This is a genomic window from Sphingobacterium sp. UBA7038 (assembly GCF_002494055.1).
GTDB lineage: Bacteria > Bacteroidota > Bacteroidia > Sphingobacteriales > Sphingobacteriaceae > Sphingobacterium > Sphingobacterium multivorum.
The window spans coordinates 85,743-108,761 of record NZ_DLAV01000006.1 but is presented as its reverse complement, the minus strand read 5'-3'; the positions used below and the strand labels follow the sequence as shown (position 1 = coordinate 108,761).

Below are 23,019 nucleotides of genomic sequence, written 5' to 3'. Positions count from 1 at the left end.
CTCCATGCGGACCGATGCCCTCGTCATCACGCAATATCGCTAAAAGAGCTGTGGCTGAACTAAAACCACTGCTCTTTCAACTAACGTGTCTTACAGTTTTTCTAAATAGAAATCATCACCATACACAGTACCGCTCAAGGGTTTATAGAAATAGACCGTAGCCGTAGTATTATTGGCGCCAGTTGTAAAAGTAACCGAAGCATTGGAATAGCTGGTCGTACCAATAGTCGCATTGACTGCAGTTCCACCAAAGTTTTTGACGCCGATACTAACAGACTGGCCAGCTGTAGACACTTTGGCGTAGCCACCGAACCGATAGGTCGTATTTGGCGTTAAACCGGTCAGGTATTGTTCAATGGATGTCTCCCCGCCCGTTTCGCGGATGCATCTGCTTCCTGTCCGGGCGTCGGTGGAAACGACCGATGATCCGCCACCCCATGTTGTCCATGGATAGATGGTACCACTTTCGAAATCGCCATTGCTAAATAAAGGTAGCTTATACACACGTACATAATCAACCTGCATACTAAAGGGCAGGTCAGCATTTGTGATCGCTCCTGGCCATCCAGCTCCACCGGCCTGATTTAAAATCAGATAAAAAGGTACGTCAAATGGCCATTGTTGCGTTCCGCCACCAGAAACCCTTGCGTAGGTATATTGCAATACATTGTTGACGTAAAATCGAATGTCGTTTGGACTCCAGATCATCGTATATAAGTTGTAATCTGTCGTATTATAAGTGGCCGCTTTTGAAGCGGTGCTTCCACCATTTGCATTAGTAACCGAGCTATTATGGATCGTATGATACATCACACTTTCGTTGTTGACATGCTCCATAATATCAATTTCACCACAGGCTGGCCAGCCTCCATACGCCGTAGCCGGTTCGGGCATCATCCAAATCGCAGGCCAGGAGCCTCTTCCTTGTGTAAACTTAGCCCTCACTTCAACTTTACCATAAGTCATACTAAATTTTCCCATCGACTTAACTCCACCCGCATGATAGGCAACAGGATCTCCGGCTACAACCGCATTATCCATACGCAATACAAGATTGCTCCCGTCTTGGGATGCATAAGCCGGCAGGGAGGTCATATACTTATTCCATGCGACAGTGCCCCTGTCTGCATAAGACCATTTTGTGGAATCAAATCCCCCGTTACTATTAAACTCATCCGACCAGATCAGTTCGTAATCTGTTGTCGCTACGGCAGTAGCATTGAATAGCTTAGTCGAGGCCTTCGCCTTACTGACTTCCGGAATCGAAGTTTTTGTTGTTGTCGAGTCTTTTTTGCAGGCAAAAATAGACAGGCTAGTTGCGATTAGGCTCAACACCAGCCAAAATTTGGTTTTTCTCATTTAGTTTTGGATTATTGGTTTTAATTAAGTTATAGCGTTATTTGACAGCCTGTGGAGCAAGCTGCATTAGAAACGAAGATTCATTTTTTTCTTTCATTTCTTCCTTCCTGTTTTAACCAAAAGGAAGAAATGAAAGAAAATGTGTATTATTTCGATAACACGATGTGCCTGGTTATTTAAAATTTACTGGCAGAAAGACAATTTTGCTGTAATTCTCTTTTTCAAATAGAACACCGAGTTTATTTTTATTTAAAAGTACTAAATCGGAATAAGCAGCATAATCCCCTTTCACACCTTCGGGAGCTTTGGCAACGACCTGATTGAAATACCATGTTTTGCCCTGATCTTTACTTAAACGAACGGTTAGATTGTCCCTTCTATGGGTTGATGCAGCATTACAAACAGCCAATACATATTTTCCTTTCTTTTGCCAGGAAAGTACCGAGCCCTGGTTGACTGGATCGGCCAGATTTTTATCATAATAGGTTGTATCCCAACTGACACCACCATCACTGGAATAGGACACAATCCTCGATTTTACGTTACCTTGTTGATTACGGGAATTCATATACAGTCCTGTATGCGATATTTGCGCGGCCATGGTTTCATTTGATCCTTCAAATTTCACGCTCGCCCCTATCTTGAAGGTCTTTCCATGATCGTCCGAGTAATACGAATGCGCAAAATAGTCCTTGCCATTTTCTTTTGGATTTCCTTCAGAATGGTTAGCAGGAATATAAATGCGTCCTTTATACTTACCAGAATCAAATTGTAAAGCATGCCCGGGTGTATTCGCATAGGTTCGCCAATCGTCCTTAAAGGTATATTGCGCATTTACTGACGGTTGATTGGGGCGATGTGTCTCGAGCGTAATATTCTGTGGCTTGGACCATGTTTTACCGCCATCGGATGAACTAATTGACCAACATTCCCGCAGGCCACTCCCTTTGCGCACTTCTCCCTCATGATTATTCCCCGTATTGTAAAAAAGTAAGAGACGTCCTTGAGGATATGCTGGATCCAATAGATCAACTACAGGTGCTGGATTTCCCACCTGTAAATTATCGTTGTCCACAGCGACTTGCAATGGCCCCCAGGTCTTTCCATTATCCTTACTGGTTTTATAAACAATATCCACATTACCAAAATCGCCAGCATGATCCACCCGACCTTCGGCAAAAGCAATTAACTGTCCATTTTTATCCTTTACAATGGCAGGTATACGATAGCTTTTATAGCCCTCTTCGCCTGAAACAAACACATTCACTTCCTGTGCGTGGCAGATACTGGCTAACATTGCAAATACCACCATTGTCCCTAATTTCTTCATATCGATATAAGTTTATTGTTACTTTTCTTTAAAAATTTCATCTGCATTCATGCATTTAGATATACGATTTACTGCTCCCTTTCAATCGGGAGACAGGTAAACATCCATTTCAGTGGATTTTGCCAGTCTTTCCCTTGTAATTTCCCCACGGGCAGTTTGACTACAATGGTATTCCAGCCCTTGCGCAATTGAATCATCGTAGGACTTCGGTAACTGTATCCCTCATCAATTAAGGGGATTTCAAGGTCTCCCCTTTTACCCGCCTGTTGCCAATCTGGCGGAAGCACTTTATGTCCATTGACCCAAAGTGTGCTCATTCGATCGTCCCAGGTCCCCAAATGTGGTGAATCACTGGCATACGAACGCGAGAGATCATTAAAACCGATCCAAAAACCTTGGTTGCCCCCTTTTTCACTCCACACTTTGCTCAGGGCATACACGGTACTATTTTCAAGTGGACTGTCAATCGCCCCTTTAACAACATCAGCCCACCAATGGCGCAATACAATGGTACCTCCGTAAAACTCGCCGATCTTTTTCAAAGCGTTAAAATCTCCTGTAGCTTCATTTTTTAAGGCCATACCCAGATCGCCTTTATTTTCCACAGGCCCGTATAATATCCATTTTTGCCTACTTTGTTGGTGGTAGGGAAAGATAAGACCATTAAAATACAGTTGTTTATGTGTAAGTAAACGCTTTTCAAATTCGACAAAATCAGCCAATCCTTTCACATCCGTTTTGATATTACTACGCCATGCAAAATCCCCTCCCCCTCGCCAGCTGCGCTCCGCAAATGTCAATAAAGCGGGGTAAACTCCATTTTGACGAAATAGATCGTTTTCATTCTTCACCGCGCGATCGGGCCATGAACATAGCGTAGCACCCATTAACTTTTCATTTTCTGCAGACTGTCCGCCCAACTGCCTATAGAACAAGGTCGTCACCGTTTCTAAAGGATCCATGTGATTGATGTACAAGTGCTTTGAATCAATGACTTCAAAAGGCGAATCATTGGTAATAGCTTTTGGGCCACCCATCCAAAGCTGCCGGATTGTGTTTGGCTGCAAATTGCCGCCGGGTTCCCAACCAATAGTTTTTAGACCCAAATCCTCCGTCCATGTTGTCATCATCGGTAAAAATTCTTGATTATGAATTTTCACCTCATCCCCCCCAATATGCAGATAAGGTAGTCCTGGATAAGTGTTTGCAAATTCCTTAACCAGTTCCTTGAGGATAGCTATGCCGCTATCACTCTGCATATCAGTTTTAAAATAACGGCGAAATGCTGCTGAATGTCCCGGCATATCAATTTCGGGTACAAGTTGGATATGCCGATCACAACAATACCGAATTAGTTCTTGCATTTCCTCAACGGTATAATACTTTCCCTTCCAACGCTCCATATTCGTCGAGTCGGTCAAACCGGGATATTTTTTGCTGATCAGTCGCCAAGCAATATCCTCAGTGAAATGAAAGTGAAAAATATTCAGTTTATAGCGCGCCATGATATCGATCTGCTCTTTTAGCACATCCATTGACTGAAAATTTCGTCCGACGTCTACCAAGTAACCGCGCCAGCGAAAGGAAGGATAATCGGTAATGGAGCAATAGGGCAACTTGCCATCACTGCCTCTGAGTTGACCCAGAGTTTGTAAGGCATAAAAAACACCGGCACTCGTTCTGGCTTCGATCTGTATTCCCTGTTCATCTACGTCGATCCGATAAGCCTCCAATGATGCCGAAGGTAAAACCAATTGGTGATCACAAACAATGGTGATATTTTTATTCTTGAAGTTGTCGAAAATAACCTGAGTTACATTCCAATCTTTCAACAAGAGGCTTAACATCTGCCTATCAGCATTTTCAACCTCCCCTTTGATATGCACATGGACAAGATCCGGTAAACAATAACGCCCTGTTTTCCAGCTCACAGCATGGGGCATAGGAAGCAAAGGAGGTTTGATTGAATCCGGTAGACAGCATAAAGGACTGATTAAAATAAGAATAACCAGCAGACCGGATAGCAATGTACATGTAATGGACTTTTGGTGCTCCATAATCTTCTACTTAAGAGAATTAAATTCCTTTAAAGTTTGCATACAATACCATTCTTGGCGAGGGAGATGGAAAGGACCTTTAAACAAATTCCCTTTTGCGGTTTGGGCAATCTTCCCATCACGATGGAGGTAACCATACCACTCACCATTGATTTTATCGTGAAAATGATCATAGGCATACTGATTGATCTGCTGATGCCAATTTTTATATTTCTCATTCCCAGTCATCAGGTAAGCGAGTAATGTTGCGATAATCGTTTCATTCTGCGGCCACCAAAATTTCATATCTTGCCAATATTCTTGTACTGGCTTTCCATAGACATCTTGAAAATAGAGTATACCACCATATTCTTTATCCCAGCCCCGTTCCCACATATAATCCAACATACGACAGCCTAGATCAATCAAATGCGGATCGTTTCCCCGGGATCTAGCTTCATGTAGGATAAACCAAGCTCCTTCGATAGCATGTCCGGGATTGAGTGTACGACCGTCAATATGATCGACAATTTCACCTTCAGGTCCTACTTGTTCCATCACGCAGCGAATATCGTCCTTAACAAAATCACGTTCAATCTGTGCGATACAATCACTGATGACACGATCACAACGCGGATCCCCAATGGTCTCACGAATCTGCTGTGCCGTATTGATCATAATCATCGGCACACCTATTCCCTTCATTGGCCTTGTGGCTTCATACTTTGGTTCGATCAATTTTTCTCCATTTGCATACGCGAGGCAAATTCCCAACAGATGTCGTGCTTCATCTGCTATCTCCTCGTCTCCAGTCGCTTTTGCATAGGCTGCAAAGGCGATTGCCGCGAAAGTCTCCGAAAAGAAATAGCGACGCATACGAATAGGATCGCCTAGGCGGTCAACATGAAAATACATTTTTCCATTAGCGTCAAAACAATGCTCTTTCAAAAATTCATAGCCGATTCGGGCTCCTTCCAGCCATTCCTCTTTCTGTTCAACCGTATTGTAAAGTGTGGCCAGCAACCAGCATGCCCTTCCCTGTATCCATACGGCTTTATCGGTATCTATCAAAGTCCCATCCTGATCGCGCATGAACAAATATCCGCCATATTCATGGTCAATGGACCGTGGAAACCAAAATGGTACAGTGTCTTTTAAAAGCTGATCACGATAGAATACTTCCAAATCCTTCAAGTAATCCCTGTCTATTATTTTTGCGGTATCTTTTATACTTATCTGTTTCATGTGTTTTACTACTTACATCAATTCATTTCTATTTATTGAATCTTCAAAGCGAAAGTGGATACCGGTGTTCCAATTTCATTTTGAAGATTTGCTCTACTGAATGGTTCGAATCCATACAGGATTTTGGTGATTTGGAAATTCGGTTTAACGATCTCGATGGTATTATCCGATACGATATTTGTGCTTACATTGAAAATCCTTCCTTTATTGTCCATCAGCTGAAATCCTCTTACCGCTGTATTTTCCTGAGTTTTTAATTTTTTACAATGATCAAATATCAATACCAGCTTATCCTCATGAAGTGTACAACTGACCGGATCAGGATGATCGGCATTCAGTTCAACGTTATACAAGTGTTCCTGCACTAAATTTGCCAAGCGCTGGCCTACTGTAATCTTTTCACGGGGATGTACATCCAAAGAATCTCCTACATCGAGCGTTACGGCCATGTATGTACCTTTAATGCCCTTCTCCAATAAGCGTTGTGCGTTTCTAAAATCTCCCCATGAAGGCCTGTCTATACTGGAGAGCTGCGCGAAGAAAAAGGGCAGTTCTTGGTGAAAATTCTTCCGCCAGGAAGAAACCAATGTTTTAAAAAGACGTTCGTAAAGTTCTATATTATGCGCATTGCTTTCACCTTGATACCACAGTATTCCTTTCAACCCGGTGTTTAACCATTTGCTGACGCCAGCTTCAAAATTGTAAGCTGGTTGATACGGATGACGTTGATTTTTCACGTTCGAACCAGCGAGATTCTGACCCGCACGTTCCCGACAGAACTCCTGCACAAAATCAGATTTTTGCCAGTTATGAATATAAGAAGCCAGCAAATCATCGTTTTCCAATGATTTACGGTCAATCCACGATTCGGTATTGGATCCACCGACAGACAGATCAATAATGCCAATCGGAATATGTTGTTCTCTGGCTATTTGTTCAGCAAAAGCATAAGCAACTGCAGAGAACTGTGCTGCTTCATCTTCATTCGCTTGCCTCCAGCTGCCGTTGAAATAGGCCAAATCGTTTACTTTTTTTAAGCTCGCGGTATCCCATGCAACGGCATTGGTCTCCACAAGATTTTGACATTTAAAAAGCCGCAGATGCTGTATTCTGCCGGCATTTCTGATCAACGAATCACTGTTTGTGGCACGGCGAAGTTGAAAAGCCATATTCGATTGTCCCGAAGCGAGATATACATCGCCAAAAAGAATATTTTTCAACACTACTTTCTGTCTGCCAGAACTCACTGCGATTTCATAAGGTCCCCCAGCTTCCATTTTGGGCAACTTGATTTCCCAGGAACCATCAGGATTGCCCCTAGTCTTATAGCTTTTCTTATTGAAAACGATGTTGATCTCAGCGGCAGCAGTGCCCTTACCAAAGATGCTATTCTCCCAATTACGCTGGAGCACCATATCCGAACCGATGGTTTCGGCCACTTGTAGTTTTTGGCTAAGAGGTACCAGTGCATTAGCCACCTGTCTCGCAATCATTGTTGCTCCTTGCTTATTTGGATGCAAGTAGTCGTCGAAAAGATCTATTCGATACCGAAGCGGGGTGTTGAGATCAATCAGTCCGACTTGATTATTTTGAGCAATCTGAGGAATCAATTCCTGAATCTGGTTGTACCAATCGCGGGTTCCTGAGAGAAAACGCGGATGACCGCTAAAGATAGGCGTCAATCGACAGATGTAAATTTGCATTTTGGGATTAACGGATCGTATGGAATCAATCAAATCCGCGTAATCTGATGCAAAGGAGTATTTATAATTTGGCCAGTTTCTCGGATCGGTATCATTGATTCCCAAATGTATAATGGCAACATCGGGTTTAAAATCCAAGGCCTTCTTGTATTCCTCTGTTTTAAAATAAGGTCTATGCCCCTTACGTAAAAGAGTGGCTCCTGAATGGCCAAAATTCCGTACTTCAAACCGCTGGCCCAACAATGACTGAAGCTGCCCTGGATAAGAATCCAGCCTAGGATTGCCGAGGTCATAACCAAAGGTTACGGAGTTACCAATACAAGCTACCTTTGTCCGGGGCTGTCCCAAGGAAATTAAGATGGAAAGGATCAAACAAAAAAGTAGGCCTCCTTTTTTTGAAATACTGATAGGCATTATGTGGATGAAGGGTTTCATATTCATGATCTATTCATTCAGGATATAGCTGCGGTTACTTTTCCAGTGTTTTCGGTTTAAGAAATAGGATTTGCAAGAGAAGTGCTAACAGTACCGCAGCCCCCAATAATGCAAAACCTAACCCAAAATGGCCTTCATCCTTAAATCTTCCCAGCCATTGTGTGATGACAGCTCCAGCAAATACACCTACCATATTCATAAAGCCATAAGCGGTTGCCCGCAAATTTTTGGGAACAACCTGACAAAGAATAGGCATATTGTTGGCATCGAAAATACCAAAACCAATTCCAAAACAGACTGCCGCCCCCACAACTGCAGGTAGAGTCTGACCTAACCCTAAAAACAATAAAGCCGGTATAGTCAGTCCAAGGCCAATGGCACTGGTATAGATGCGACCGCGGATATGTTTTTGCACCCATCTGTCACTGAGTATTCCGCCGACGATAACCCCGATAAAGGATGAGATCGCAATTGTGATTGTCGACAATGGACCTGCGCTGGCCATTGGAATATTTAGGCTATCTGCAAACAATGTTGGCAGCCAATTTTTGATGGCCCAACCCGGTAAGCTTGGAGCGGCGAAATAAAACAATAGAATCCAGAATGCTACATTGGAAAATAGCAGCAGTAAGCTTTTAAAGAGGGGTAATTGATCTTCTGAAGTACGCTCATCAGTTGACGGTTCGTGCTTCTTCTCCAGGAGCAAGACTGCAAGTAGGAGGGCATAACATATTCCGATAATTCCAAACCAATGAAAAGCAGTATGCCATCCTTTTGAAGCGGCTAATGTTGCACCAAAACCGCCTAAAGCCTGCCCCGTATAGAGTCCTGTCATATGTAGCCCAATGGCCAGCGATCGATTTTTTCCAGTATGGTAATCGGCGATCAAGGAAAGGGCTGTCGGGATATACAGCGCTTCACTAAACCCCATAATAGCCCGTAGTACCAATAGTGTTGTGTAATCGTGCGCCAGCCCCATACCATAAGTTACCGCTGACCAAACAAAAAGACTACCTACGATCAGCCATTTTCTATTGCTACGATCGGCAACGATACCCGCTATCGGACTCATAAGACCATAGATGTAAAGAAATACGGCCATCAATACACCAAAAGTCTCAGCACGCTGCAACTGTGGAATATCGACCTGCATGGCTTCACGCATAGTTGATAGCATCTGCCGGTCCATATAATTCAACAGGGCTACCCCCCAAAGGAGTGCTACAACGAGCCACGGGTAAAAAGATTTATGTCGTAAAGAAGAGATCATCTTAAGCTTTATCAGGGTTATATGAATTTTTTATATCTTATTTTTTCAATCCTATTTATTAGAAAATGTTGCTACTAAAATCTCAGGAGTACGAACGCCTGCCTTAATTTCGCCGCTAGGCAAAATGATCATGTCGTCCCAGACCACCGCTGTCGTGGTCACCGGCCCATCCGATGGCAGATCCGCCATCCGGCTCCATTTTTTAAGATTCAAATCATAGCGCCATATTGCTCTACCGAAACCAGGATGATTGATTTGCAATTTGTTTTTAGCATCAATAAGTTGCTGTCTCTTCGATGGATTCGCTTCCTTTTTAGCGTCAAAGATCAACGATTCCACCCGATGGAAGGTATCACCCCGATCTGCGCTCAGCAACCATATTCCTTGGTCGGGTAATAAACATGCGGTTCCTGCCGCAGCAGGAAAAGGAATGTCTGCCTGTTTAGACCAGGTACGACCATCATCGGTAGAGCACCATAGTTCATGGTATAACGTTGAAGGGCTCTCAGGATGAGCCTTTCTTCCACCCAGTAGATAAAGATTATTTTGGCTATCAGACAACAATTGTAAATGGGAGACGGCATAGGGTAATTTTCCCACACAGCCCCATCCTTTTTCAAGATGCGCCAGATCCAATTGCAAAACTTGGTCCGATACCGTATCCTGCTTTTCACCACCGACGATGACGAGTTTATTCCCATGAACTACCGCTCCCATATTGGCAAGCGGAAATGGGAGATCCGGAAAGTCTGACACCGAAATTTTCTTGTTAGAGCCATCGTATTTAATTAGTCGACAAGCGGCTGTTTTTCCTTCAAGAGTCTCTCCACCGATAACCAGCAATCCATCGGGTAGACTCAGGCTGGCAGCGTATGCAACCGCCATAGAAAGACTATCCTGCGCTGCTAAACGTAGTCTTACCCCTTCTTTTCTGTAAATAAATACTTCTTTTTGGATCTCTTTCGCACCGCCTTCCCAGGGTGGTAAATGCGGAAAATTCGCTCCACCGGCAATCAGAAGACAATCGCCTGTGACACCAGCTATTGGTCCTGCCAAACCAATATGCGCCTTTCCATCTTGCATAGCCGGCAACGTAATGCCTTTATGCCATTCCAATTGACCGACTTGTGCATCAACAGCTCCTGTAAACAGTATTCCCACGATAACTCCCATCCAATGTTGTTTTGTCATATCTATTTATTGTTGAACATACTCGCCAAGCTATTCTTAGTTATCTCCTGAGGGAAACACGTTAGCCCACAAGAACAAGTGAGCTAACTTAATGCGCAAAAACCCTGAAAGCCAACTTTCACCGCATCTTCCGTAAACAGTTCAAACTGCTCAACAGACATATTTTTCACGGGCAATCTAAATGCTCCGCAGTCAAGCCCAATTAATTTCATATACGCTTTCCCTACTGAAATACCACCATACTTCCCTAACAACGTGATCATATCGATAGATTGCTGCTGCAAAGCATTAGCTTTTTCAAGCTCTCCCTTATCATAAGCCTCCATAAGTGCAAGGTATAAAGGTGCTGCGTAGTTATAGGTACTTCCGACCGCTCCTTTGTTACCTAATACCAAAGCGGACAGCATATTCTCATCTCTTCCCCATAACATATCATACTTGCGATCTGCATAATTCATACAGCTTAGAAAATCCATAAAATCTTCGTGTGTATATTTGATTCCCTTAAAATTGGGTATCACCCCATCAATCTGCTTCAACAGGTCGATCATCTGGAAATTTCCGCCGGTCAATACAGGAATATGATAATAATAGAAAGCCGTATTCGGTGCCGCACGTGCAATTTCCACACAACATTTTGCCAATTGATCCACATTAGCAGGTTTGAAATAAGATGGTGCAGTAAATGACACGACATCGACCCCTGCTTGTTCGGCCAGCCTAGCCAATTGTTGGCATTCTTTGATATTTGTTCCGCCCAGAAGCATCATGAGTGTAAATGCATCATCCTCTTTTGTCAATCTGGCCCAAGCTGTCATCACTGCAACTTTTTCCTCAAAAGTCAACGACACCCCTTCTCCGGTAGAGCCACAAATAAAGGCTCCCGTGACGCGGTTGCGCTTTAACATCGCATAGTATTGCGGAATCAGCTCAAGATTCAATTCTCCGTTTTCATCGAAAGGAGTAAATGGCGCTGCAATTAATCCTGAGATTTTTTGATTTAGCATATGGTATTTTATATAAAAAGTTAACAATATCCTGTCTCAATCCCACGCGAAGGTCTGAGACAGGATATTCGTTTTTAGGTTCCCTTATAACCTGGATTTTGCTGATCATTTAATTTGGGATCTACAGTAAGTGTCCCCAAGTCTATTGGCCATAAGATTTTATGTTTCTGACCATCAATATTGTTCAATACGCCGACTAAGTTCAAATCTTTACGAAACACCAATGGTTTTCCAGCAGAATCCTGCATGCGTCGCAAATCGAACCATCGCTTGCCCTCGGACACAAATTCCTTTGTACGTTCATAGAAGATCGCTAATTCGTTTGCCTCAAAACTGCTATTTATAAACAAAGGTGCTTTTCCAGCGTATGCCCGATTACGTACAGCCATGATTTCAGCAGTTGGATCCTCTCCCAATTTATTCTTAATTTCCGCCAACAATAAATAGGCCTCCGATAGACGATAAACAGGATAATCATCAGAATAGTTACGAACGCCGTCTATCAAAGTTCCCAAGAATTTTCTAAATACTATAGCAGATGTATTTCCTTTATTAAAATTAAGGAATGTTGCATTTGCCCTCGTATCAGCCTTTTCATATAATCTGTAGAGGTCCATTTTATACTCGTAACGGATCAAACCCGTGGATCCAGCCTGAAGAGGATCTTTTGGAATTGCCTGCCCATTATCATCTACATAGCCTGTGATATCATCACTTGCCGCATAAATGAAATTACTGAAAAATGAAGTCGCTTCTCCATTTAGGTAACGAAGTACAAAGATCATTTCAGCATTACCTTTCATCGCTGGTACACTGGCAGATTTAAAGGCCTCTGCAAAATTGCTGACAAGCGTATATTTAGGAATTACTTCTTCTATAGCGGCTTTTGCAAGTTTTAATTCCGCAAGACTATTCTCTGGGGCCTTTCCATCCACATCAACTTTGGCCGACCATAAATATACCTCCGTTTTTAACATTTTTGTTGCCGACAAAGACCATTGTGCTTTTTGATTTTTAGTCTCGTAGTTTCCTGAAAACGATTTTTCCGATTTATCAACTTCCGATTTGATAAAGTCTAAGGTTTCTTTTTCCGTTTCTGTTCGCGCCTTATATGCTTCTTCTGCCGAGGTCGGGGTATTAATTGCTGCTTGTGGTTCTGTCACCAAAGGCACCCGGCCATAAGTTCTAAACAAATAGAAATAATAAAAAGCACGCAGTCCGTAGGCTTGCCCCAAATAGTAGCCCTTTTGCAGATCTGTCAAATAATCGGCTTTCTCAACCTGATAAATAAAATTGTTTACCTGAAAAATTGGCGCGTACAATCCAGCCCAGCCCGATATGCCAGGAGAACTTTCACGAATATCCTGTGTAATTATCCCTGCTGAGTTCAATGATGCTGTTCCTGTAAAACTGGTACCATCTCTTAAGGTTCCCCCACGCAGTTCACCCAAATTCCATAAGTTTTGCTGTTGTCCACGTAACTGGGTGTGGAGTCCCAACATAGCACCAGCAACCTGCTCGTTGCTTTTCCAGAAACTGCCGCTGGCAAAGTAATCCTCGGGACTAAGGTCTAAGTCAATTTCTTTGCAAGAAGAAAACAGAAAAACTGCAAGACCTATATATATAAATATCTTTTTCATAATTTGGAATTAAAATGTTAATTGAAGCCCAAGTATAAATGTTTTAGGAAGAGGGTATCCGCCTCCATTTTGTCCCACACTTCCACTTTCAGGGGAGAACAATGTATTTTTTGACCAATAGTGTAAATTTTGGCCTGTGGCGGAGATGCTTAAATCTTCCATTTTTAATCGGTTAGCAATGGATTTAGGCAAGCGATAAGAGACATTAATCTCTCTAAATGCCAGATAATTTCCTTTATTATAAAACATACTACTTTCCCGACTCGTATTATTTTTAAATAATTGATCTGCCCAATAATAAGTCGGATATTTTGCATTTGGATTTTCAGGTGTCCATGTATCAAATACACTTGTTGTCGTATTGAATGTTCCCTGCATCATTCCAAGAAACCAGGCTCTCGGTCCGTCATAAGCAACATAGCCCAATGCGTAATCAAAACGGGTACTCAAGTTAATATTCTTCCAGCGCAAAGCTGCACCAAATCCGCCCGTCCATCTCGGCACTGTATTTCCCATATACACCCTATCATAAGAATTGATTATACCATCTCCGTTTACATCCTTCCACATAACATCGCCTAAAGCTAATGGATAGTATAAATTCTTCTCACTACTGGACAACGCATTATAGACATCCGGATGTACCAATGTACGTGCACCGATCAGATCCTTCAATTGCAAGGCATAGCTATCCAACTGTTCTTTTGTCCGAATGATCCCGATGGCTTCATAAGCATAAGCAACATTCGGGTCTTGCCCCTCCTGATTGCCTCCTACCCAAATGAGTTCTTTGGATTTTGGATCATAAACCTGTAAACCGCCTTGTCTGTTATTTTCAACGCCATTAAAAGGCAATTTTAAGATCTTGTTCTTATTATACGCCGTATTCCAATTAAAGCTTAGATCCCAATCTTTCCTTCTCAGCATTTGATAATTCACCCCAATTTCGACTCCCTGATTCTGCATATCACCATTGTTGGTCGTAATTGTAGTAAAACCGGCTGAAGCTGGTAATGATAAACTTGCAATCTTATCTTTAGTCGTCCGATGATAATAGGCAAGACTCAAATCAATCTTATTTAAGATTCTGGATTCAAGTCCGACTTCTTTTGTAATCAAACTCTCCCATTTGAGGTTTGGAATTGAAAGCGTGGACATGGTGTACCCCACTTGCCCATCATACTTGTTTGTGCCATATGAACCTTGAAGTGTATAAGATCCGATTCCACTGACATTACCGTTCCCTCCATAACTAGCGCGTAATTTTAACGTATTTACGACTTTATCAGTGCCTAAATAATCCTTCAGGAAATCTTCACGGTGTAGAGCCCAACCGACTGAAACTCCAGGAAAGGTTCCCCATCGATTATTTAGTAATGTCGAATAACCATCTCTACGTGCAGTCAATGTCAAAAGGTATTTTTCTTTATAGTCATAGTTTACTCGTCCAAAATAGGACATGATACGTTGTCGATCATGGTATGAATCGATACTTCTTTTATTGGCCTCTGGACTCGTTAATCCAAGATCCATAAAGTCGTCTGTTGGAGCTCCACTTCCCGCAGCTGTAAATCCATTGTTATACGTATCAAAAAATTCCGACCCCAACATCGCGTCAATATGATGCGAACTCGCGATTTCAGTTCTGTAATTTAAGACTGCGTTATAGGTTTGATTATATATTTTATCATAGGAAGCCGAGGAATTTCTTGTGCGAACATAATTTCCTGGGCTGGCTATATAATCCTTATTAAAGGACTCCGAAGTAGACTGGTTAAAAAACCAGTTTCCACTGACGCGTAAGCTAAGATTCTCCAAAAAATTAATTGTAAAAGCTTGGGTAAGCGTAAGCTTCTGATTTAGATTTTTACGAATGAACTTATCATCATTTACCAGAGGGTTCCCATCTTGATAATCACGACCAACGAGCAGATCTCCATTGGCATTTGTACCACGCATTGTTGGAGGGGCCCCCAGTGCCCGCGTCATATAGTTTCCTTCTCCGTTAATAGCGTCACGCCATTTCGTATACGCGAAATTCACCCCTGACAATGAATGTAGCCAAGGTTTAACTTTATATTCGCCATTTAACACAAAAGTTGTACGATCATAAAAAGTATTGATTGGCATCCCTTTCTCGTTATACTTCCCCACACTTCCATAATATTTACCTTTATCGTTCCCACCTTGTAATGCGATATTATAATCTTGCGTCAAACTAGCATCACGAAGTGCATATTTAGCATAATCAAAATCTTTAAAAATTAGTTCTTTTCCAGTCACAGGATCAATCATGGTCTGCCATCCCTGTTGCAACAATTCACGATTGGTATCATCGAGCAACATGGTACTCCACACGGCATTGCTGGTAAGATTACCATCTAGGATATTTCCTTTATCATCCTTATATTTATTCCCCGTACCAAAGGGGCCCACACTCGTTAATTGATTCAATTGGGACGGTTGATATTGCCCAGATACCTGAACACCTTTTCTACTCCAGTTTAAGTAATCTTTGGCACTTAGGAAATCAAAAGGGTTGTTCAATTTATTAACACCAACTTTAGACGACAATGTAATATTGGAAACACCTTCTTTTCCCCTTTTTGTGGTTATCAATATCACACCGTTTGCAGCCCTAGCACCATAAATTGCTGTAGCAGAAGCATCTTTTAAGACATCTATCGATTCAATGTCATTTTGATTAATGTCATTAAATCCATTTCTAATCAAGCCGTCAACAATAACCAATGGCGTGCCACCGCCGCCATACGTAGTCCCACCTCGAAGCACAACCGTGGGTACAGCTCCCGGTCTTCCTGAAGTTTGCTGCACTCGAATACCCGGTATCGTACCCGCTAAAGCAGAAGCTGGGTTCGAGCGAACTCCAGTTTCAAGCACTTTTTTATCCAAGCTGCTTACAGACCCCGTTAAATTCGACTTCTTCATTTTTCCATACCCCACCACCACGACTTCATCCATTTGCTCAACCTTGGACTCGAGTTTGATATCCAATTGATTTAATTGCCCAACTTTCACTTCATATGGTCTATACCCCGTAGACGTGATAATTAATACGGTATTGGGATTCGTGCTGATCGAGAATGTTCCATCAGCGTTTGTCTGCAAAGATTGGCTGGACCCTTTGACTTTTACAGTAACATTGCCAAGCAATTCCCCTGTCTTTGCATCGGTAATTTTACCCCGCACGGCATGGTCTTGTGCTTGCGCTAAGAGCATGTTGCCCATCAAAATAGACAGGCTGAGGAGGGTTCGTAATTTTAGGTTTGAATACATATTGGTTTGTATTAAGTATTACATATATGCAAATATATAAATTACAAAATGTAAAAAACAAATTTTAATTAAATTATGTATAACATATTAATCACATTTATTAATTATCTTTGCCTTAACGCGCCTAATGCGCTATTATGTAATATATATGGAACCGAATTCTTCGTTCATAGAACATCTGAATACAATTGATACTTCTTCTCTTGTAGATCGTGCCGAAAAAGAAATCATCAATCTTTTTGTCAATCAAGGCTTAAAGGTTGGAGATGCTTTACCTAAGGAAATTGAGCTGGCAGAAACCCTTGGCGTAAGTCGTACGGTGGTTCGCGAAGCCATGTTGCGGTTGCGTATGGTCGGATTGATCGAGTCCAAAAAACATCGCGGAGCTGTTTTAACGAGTCCAGATCTTATAAAACCCCTACGCAAATCACTTTATCCGACCATTATGGAAAACAAGACCTTACAGGATCTTTTTGAAATGCGTATGGTTCTGGAGATAGGTATGGCGGATATTCTCTTTGAACATATACAAGAAAAGGACATGGAGGAATTGGAAGCGATCGTTGCAAAAGAACCTATAGATGCAGATAATACTATTTTCGACATTGAAACTGAAATTGCCTTCCATGGTAAGCTTTACGAAATAACTGGAAATACGATTCTCAAAGACTTTCAGAACATGCTTTTACCTGTTTTTCAGTATGTGCACAGCAGTGGCTTACTGACCAGTCCCAGCTCATCGAAAAGCTTTATCTCACACCGAGGCCTAGTAGATATATTGAAGGTGGGCAATGCTGAGGTGTTTCGAAATGCCATGCGCAAGCATCTTGATAATCATTATCAGCGCCTTTTTTTATATAAGAAATCTATTGGATAATCTGTTTAACAGGATTGATTCACTTTACGATAGAAAGGCCCGATTATATGATTGGGCTTTAAGCATCTACTAAAGCGAAGAGTATACACTTAATATTGCCTTAAATCCCATAATTGTCCTATAAAAAAGATCTGATCTATCCTTTATTCTCATTGTAATTCGAATCAAAAATACAGCGGCAATGATATGAAAAAGTAAATTCACTCACTTAATTATTTTATGTAATACATAATAATCATTATCTTAGTCAGCATGATAATGCTTCGCTAACGCTATACTATTTCAAATCGCATAGCTTAAAAAAGCTTGATTCATTCAATTTAAACCGAAAACACAATGAAACTCAGGATCTTTTTATTTGCTGTACTCGCAACATTTCTGCATAAAAATACATTTGCACAAAAAAAGCCTAATATCATTATCATTATTTCCGATGATCATGCCTATCAGGCAATAGGCGCCTATGGTTCGAAATACGGAAAAACACCACAGATAGATCGCATCGCTGCTCAGGGTGCTCTATTTAAAAATGCGTTTGTAAACAATTCCATCTGCGGACCATCCCGGGCTACATTATTGACGGGCAAGTACAGCCATAAAAATGGATTCAAAGACAATGAAACTTCTGAATTCGACTTTAGCCAAGATCTTTTTGTGAAACAGCTCCAAAACGTAGGTTACAATACCGCTTGGGTGGGTAAAATTCACTTAGGAGACAAACTGCAAGGTTTCAACTATTATGACATTCTTGTTGGGCAGGGAACCTATTTTAATCCAGATTTTATCAGCAAAGAGGGCCGCAAACGCACTGAAGGGTATGTATCCGATATCGTAACCGAAAAAGCAATTGATTGGTTAGATACCGTAGATGCTGAGAAGCCCTTTTGTCTAGTCATCGGTCACAAAGCTACACACCGTACCTGGATGCCGGATCCAAAGGACTTTGGGAGCTATGATGCTGTAAATTTCACCTTACCCGCTACTTTCTACGACAATTACCAAAGTAGGCCGGCAGCTGCATTGCAGGAAATGTCCATTGACAAGGACATGAAAATGGGCTACGATCTCAAAATGTTCAATTCGTTGGAAGACATGATGGCCGACGGTAACTTCAAGCGGATGAACCAAACTCAAAAGGACAGCTATATCGCCTATTACCGTCCTATTTATGAACAATTGAAACAGGGTAATTTGACAGGAAAACAGCTCGCTGAATGGAAATTTAGACGATTTATGATTGATTATCTCAATACTGCCCAATCCATGGACCGCAACATCGGGAAAGTATTGGATTATTTAGATCGAAAATCCCTCGCTGAAAATACAATTGTAATCTATCTTTCAGACCAAGGTTTTTATATGGGTGAACATGGCTGGTTCGATAAACGTTGGATGTATGAGGAGTCTTTTCGTACACCAATGGTCATGCGGTACCCAGCCCTGTTACACCCAAACTCAACTATAAATGCTAAAATTGTCAACGCTGATATCGCTCCCACGCTATTGGAATTAGCTGCTATCCAAAAACCGAAAGACATGCAAGGTGAATCTTTTGTTCATGTTCTGAAAAATAACAGCGAGGAACATCGGAAAGATCTGTTCTATCATTATTTTGAAAATGGCGAACATGCCGTGAGCCCCCACTTTGGTGTTCGTGATGATCGGTATAAATTGATCCGCTATTATAAACGGATCGAAAATTGGGAACTCTTTGACCTTCAGAAGGATCCCAATGAACTCCATAATATCTACAAGGATCCTACCTATCGAAGCGTCGTCAAACGGATGAAAAAGAAACTTCTCACGCAAATGCGCCAATTTGATGACAAAGAAGCAGAAGCAATTTACAAAATCAACATCGACCAATAATGCCATGAGGGTATCCGATCTACTGGATACCCTCATTTTAATACTATACCCTTCTTCAAATTGCTTATCGAAATGCTAGCTATATCGTGAAGCACAATATAATCATCGCAAAAAGATTGCCCTTCAAACAAATAATTCAAAAGATATTGTAACAAATAAAATCCGCAATCGATTGTTTTTTAAATAAATTTTCATTTATAATATAAAATTCATTTCTTTAATATTGTATTAAAATGATTTACATTTAATCATTTTGACCCTCAATATAGCCAAGATATACGTACTTAAATTTTATGAAAATTTACTTATTTTTAATTTTATTACTAACCACAACTATAGTTATAGGCCAATCGAAGGGAAAAGTTCTCGGGACGGTATTTTCTCAAAACGCGGAACCATTAGAAAAAGCAACTGTAACGATTCTCAATTCAAAAGACTCTTCCGTGGTTTCCTATCTCCTTACTGATACAAAAGGTAAGTTTGAATTTGTTAAAATTCCAACAGGCACCGCACTAACACTTTTTATTTCACATGTCAATGCAAATCCCTTTCGTCAAGAATTCAATATTCCTAACGGAGAAAATTATGATTTCACTCTATTAAAGCTCGATTCCAAAAGTCTCGATGAAGTAGTCGTCAATATCGTTCCCCCCGTGCGGATGAATAAAGATACGTTAGAATATAACACCAACTTCTTCAAAACTCGCCCCAACGTCAACGTAGAGGAATTGCTCAAAGAACTACCTGGTCTGCAGGTCAATATGGATGGTTCGATTTACTATCAAGGAAAAGAGGTTTCAAAAGTAAAAGTAAATGACAAGGATTTCTTTTCGAGTGATCTCCGTATTGCTACACGAAACCTGGACGCTTCGCTTATTAAAACTGTACAGGTGTACCGTGATAAGGGTGAAACAAAAAAGGATAATGAAGACGAAGATAAACTGCCGATCACGATTAATTTAAAATTTAAGAAAGATTTCCTCAGAGCGAGCTTCGGTAAGCTCTATGGCAGTGCCGGTACCCGGAGTAGATATGAGGCTGGCGGTTTATTCAATACATTTAAGGATACACTCCAGCTGAGTTTAATCGGTTTCGGAAATAACATTAACCGCCAAAGTTTTGACTACAATGAATTGAACCAAGAAGCTGGGCTTGGTCGTTCCGAAAATTATGGTTTTGATAATTTTGGAGGTAGAAACTATTCAGGTAAAGCCAACGATATAGGCTTAGGATTTAACCTCAACAATGACTGGGGAAAGAAAACCAAGTTGAATATCATGTATATGCTGAAATATAATAAAGCCGAAAATCAGAATACAGGCAATCAAATTTCTTTATTCGACCAGGAAAAACAATATTCAGAATCCAATTACCAACAACAGGAGAGATCTGTAGGGCATAATATCAAAACCCTGCTCCGTCATCGCATGGACACCACAGCCTACTTTGAATTTACACCGAGTTTGGGTATCAATACAAAAAACAGCTCAACCTTAGGAAGGAACCGCTCCTATACGGATCTCAAAAAACTAAATGACGCAACAGGTACAGGAGGAAATAATGAAAATACACTAAACTATTCACATGGTTTCTATATCGAAAAACAACTCCATAAAAATCATATTGTATCGTTTAGAAATACGGTTTCCATCAATACCAATGAAAAGACCGACAGCTCTTTCCAGCTTACCAATATTTACGATACAGCAAATCCTCAAACTAGTCTATGGCATAAAAACCTAACACAAAATAATTCCAACAATCTCTATTTTAGTGCTGCCTATTACAATAAAACTATTAAAAAACTCAACTTTGATTATTATTTTACCTATGTCACCAACCGGCAGGGACCACAGGAGAGTGTGTACATCAACCGCGACAGTACTGGAGAAGTACATGCCGCTCCCTATGAAAATAGTTACCGTTACAAATACCAGGATTATATTACGGGGATTATATTTTACTGGAGACCAACCAAAGATTTCAACGTAAAATTTGGAACAGCCTATCAAGTAAAGGCAAATCATTTTGATTTACTTAAAATCAATTCGGTCGAGAAATCATCTTTAGGCTACTGGCTTCCCAATATTAACATCCGTTATAAAGATCTAAACCTCGGCTGGTACAAAGATCTCGAGTCTCCCGAACTCTACGGAATTCAACAGCTCGTCATGGATCTAAATCCATTGTATACGCGAAAGACATCTTTTATATTCAACAATATCGAAAAACAGAATGTTAGTATATCCTACTATAAGTATACCTCGAAATTGCAGTTTAATGTCAATGGGAATATCAATTATGTCAATAACAGCATCGGGAGCCGTAGCTGGCGAAACAACAATACAGGACAAATGACCACCCAGATGTTTCTTGCTGGATCAAAATATAACTATAGTGCCTATACTTACCTGAGATACAACCTAAAAGCTAATAAAAATTGGTCATTCTATCTATCGCAAAACAACAATATCTACACCTATGAAAATTATAGTTCCATCAATGATGTTGATAATAAAGGGACCAATATAGGGATTAATGCCAGCCAACAATTTTCCGCGACTTGGAAAAACATGGTGACGATATCACCACAGTACACTTATTCTTGGAACAAAAACATAAATTCGGTAAAAGATAAACCCGACTTTATTGAATCAACCTATTCTACACATAAAATTGGCGCAGGATTGAATATTAATCCGATCCACGGGTTTTCATTGGAATCTACCTACTCGCTAGATAACCGGGCCAGCGGATTGAGTGGAAGAAAAAACTACCATATCTTAAATGCTTCAGTCTATTACACATTGAAAAACAATTCACAGCTAAAATTGACTGGCTTTGACATATTGAATCAGAATACCCAAAATTATTGGGGCAGTCAGGGCAACAGGACGTATTTTGGAAATTCACTAACATTAAAACAATATTTTATGGTAGGTTATATTCACAAGTTTAATATTGTCAAAACAAAGAAATAGATCAGGTAAAGAGCTGAAGCTTGTTCATAACAACGATAAAAATAATCATTACAATCTTTCAATATTCGATATCTTACTTTTCATTTCTTCAAGTTCAGCTCGTGATAAACGTTGCTTTTCAGAATAGCTATCTGCATGTTGCTCGCGCAATTTGCGTAGGCCCTTTCGGCTATCCGCTTCATAATCGTTTAGGTCAAAGGTAACAGAGTCTTTCGTTAAATTGGCGATGCGATAAAGCGTACGCATGGTTTTTCCATCTTTTGTATAAGAAAACTCATACACATCGCCAACCTTTGGATCTTTCAGGTATTTTTCCTTCTTTTTTGCACCGGAAATTCCTGCTATAACAATAGCGGATACAAAAAGTCCAATCAGAACTAAGCCCGCAAAATATCCAATAGGTGTTTTACGGATAGTTCCCGATGATATGGACTGAAGTGTTTGTGGGTCGATTTCACGTTGATAACTTAGCTTTTTGCAATGGGTACACATGGTAATAATCTCCGAGGCATATGGAAATAGGGGTATCCAAAAAATATGAATGTACTTCACTTGTCTGTATGCAAAAAGAGACTGAGCAGTACCACAATATGCACAGTTGCCAATCGCCGATTGCGATCTGTTAGCTAATACCTTTGTTCTTGTGCCAAAAATAATCATTTTGTTATACGTTTTATTACATGGAATGGCTGAACAAGAATGTTGCCCTTTCCTATTTAAGAATACAAAGATTTACAATTCGTGCGTCGCTGTTTATGATTCGTATCCGCCAATCAATA

At 40.9% G+C, this 23,019-nt stretch carries 14 protein-coding genes; 3 read left to right on the top strand and 11 right to left on the bottom strand.

Translation table 11 applies throughout. From position 1 onward, the window contains the following. Positions 1-90: 90 nt before the first annotated feature. The 10 genes from B3H30_RS02260 to B3H30_RS02215 form a co-directional block, all read right to left on the bottom strand. Positions 91-1,359, bottom strand: a complete 1,269-nt coding sequence (locus B3H30_RS02260) for a family 16 glycosylhydrolase (RefSeq protein WP_070564865.1) — start codon at positions 1,357-1,359, stop codon at positions 91-93. 172 nt (positions 1,360-1,531) lie between these two features. Beyond that, positions 1,532-2,689 carry a sialidase family protein gene (locus B3H30_RS02255; protein ID WP_070564862.1) on the bottom strand — a complete coding sequence of 386 codons (1,158 nt, stop codon included), beginning with the start codon at positions 2,687-2,689 and terminating at the stop codon, positions 1,532-1,534. A 68-nt stretch (positions 2,690-2,757) separates the two neighbouring features. Then, complete coding sequence (locus B3H30_RS02250) at positions 2,758-4,746, bottom strand: family 20 glycosylhydrolase (protein WP_070564860.1); 1,989 nt, start codon at positions 4,744-4,746, stop codon at positions 2,758-2,760. A 6-nt stretch (positions 4,747-4,752) separates the two neighbouring features. After that, positions 4,753-5,970 carry an AGE family epimerase/isomerase gene (locus B3H30_RS02245; RefSeq protein WP_083295890.1) on the bottom strand — a complete coding sequence of 406 codons (1,218 nt, stop codon included), beginning with the start codon at positions 5,968-5,970 and terminating at the stop codon, positions 4,753-4,755. Between the two features lie 32 nt (positions 5,971-6,002). Then, positions 6,003-8,114, bottom strand: coding sequence for a GDSL-type esterase/lipase family protein (locus B3H30_RS02240; protein WP_286710345.1), 2,112 nt, complete (start codon positions 8,112-8,114; stop codon positions 6,003-6,005). A gap of 28 nt (positions 8,115-8,142) precedes the next feature. Next, positions 8,143-9,378, bottom strand: a complete 1,236-nt coding sequence (locus B3H30_RS02235) for an MFS transporter (RefSeq protein WP_070564857.1) — start codon at positions 9,376-9,378, stop codon at positions 8,143-8,145. Positions 9,379-9,429: 51 nt separating this feature from the next. After that, positions 9,430-10,569 (bottom strand): hypothetical protein, encoded by a 1,140-nt coding sequence (locus tag B3H30_RS02230; protein WP_070564854.1) that lies wholly within the window; start codon positions 10,567-10,569, stop codon positions 9,430-9,432. An 83-nt stretch (positions 10,570-10,652) separates the two neighbouring features. Further along, positions 10,653-11,576 carry a dihydrodipicolinate synthase family protein gene (locus B3H30_RS02225; RefSeq protein ID WP_070564851.1) on the bottom strand — a complete coding sequence of 308 codons (924 nt, stop codon included), beginning with the start codon at positions 11,574-11,576 and terminating at the stop codon, positions 10,653-10,655. A 74-nt stretch (positions 11,577-11,650) separates the two neighbouring features. Continuing rightward, the gene (locus tag B3H30_RS02220) at positions 11,651-13,216 is read right to left on the bottom strand and encodes a RagB/SusD family nutrient uptake outer membrane protein (RefSeq protein ID WP_070564848.1); all 1,566 of its coding nucleotides are present in this window, start codon (positions 13,214-13,216) and stop codon (positions 11,651-11,653) included. A gap of 9 nt (positions 13,217-13,225) precedes the next feature. Then, positions 13,226-16,513 (bottom strand): SusC/RagA family TonB-linked outer membrane protein, encoded by a 3,288-nt coding sequence (locus B3H30_RS02215; protein ID WP_070564845.1) that lies wholly within the window; start codon positions 16,511-16,513, stop codon positions 13,226-13,228. A 148-nt stretch (positions 16,514-16,661) separates the two neighbouring features. Between B3H30_RS02215 and B3H30_RS02210 the strand changes: the two genes are divergently transcribed. The 3 genes from B3H30_RS02210 (at position 16,662) to B3H30_RS02200 (ending at position 22,240) form a co-directional block, all read left to right on the top strand. Next, positions 16,662-17,390 (top strand): FadR/GntR family transcriptional regulator, encoded by a 729-nt coding sequence (locus tag B3H30_RS02210; protein ID WP_070564842.1) that lies wholly within the window; start codon positions 16,662-16,664, stop codon positions 17,388-17,390. Between the two features lie 336 nt (positions 17,391-17,726). Further along, entirely contained in the window at positions 17,727-19,259 is a 1,533-nt protein-coding gene (locus B3H30_RS02205) for a sulfatase family protein (RefSeq protein WP_070564839.1), read from the top strand. Positions 19,260-19,552: 293 nt separating this feature from the next. Then, positions 19,553-22,240, top strand: coding sequence for a carboxypeptidase-like regulatory domain-containing protein (locus B3H30_RS02200; protein WP_070564836.1), 2,688 nt, complete (start codon positions 19,553-19,555; stop codon positions 22,238-22,240). Positions 22,241-22,288: 48 nt separating this feature from the next. Here the strand turns inward: B3H30_RS02200 and B3H30_RS02195 are convergent, their stop codons facing one another. Continuing rightward, the gene (locus B3H30_RS02195) at positions 22,289-22,900 is read right to left on the bottom strand and encodes a hypothetical protein (RefSeq protein ID WP_070564833.1); all 612 of its coding nucleotides are present in this window, start codon (positions 22,898-22,900) and stop codon (positions 22,289-22,291) included. Positions 22,901-23,019 lie beyond the last annotated feature (119 nt).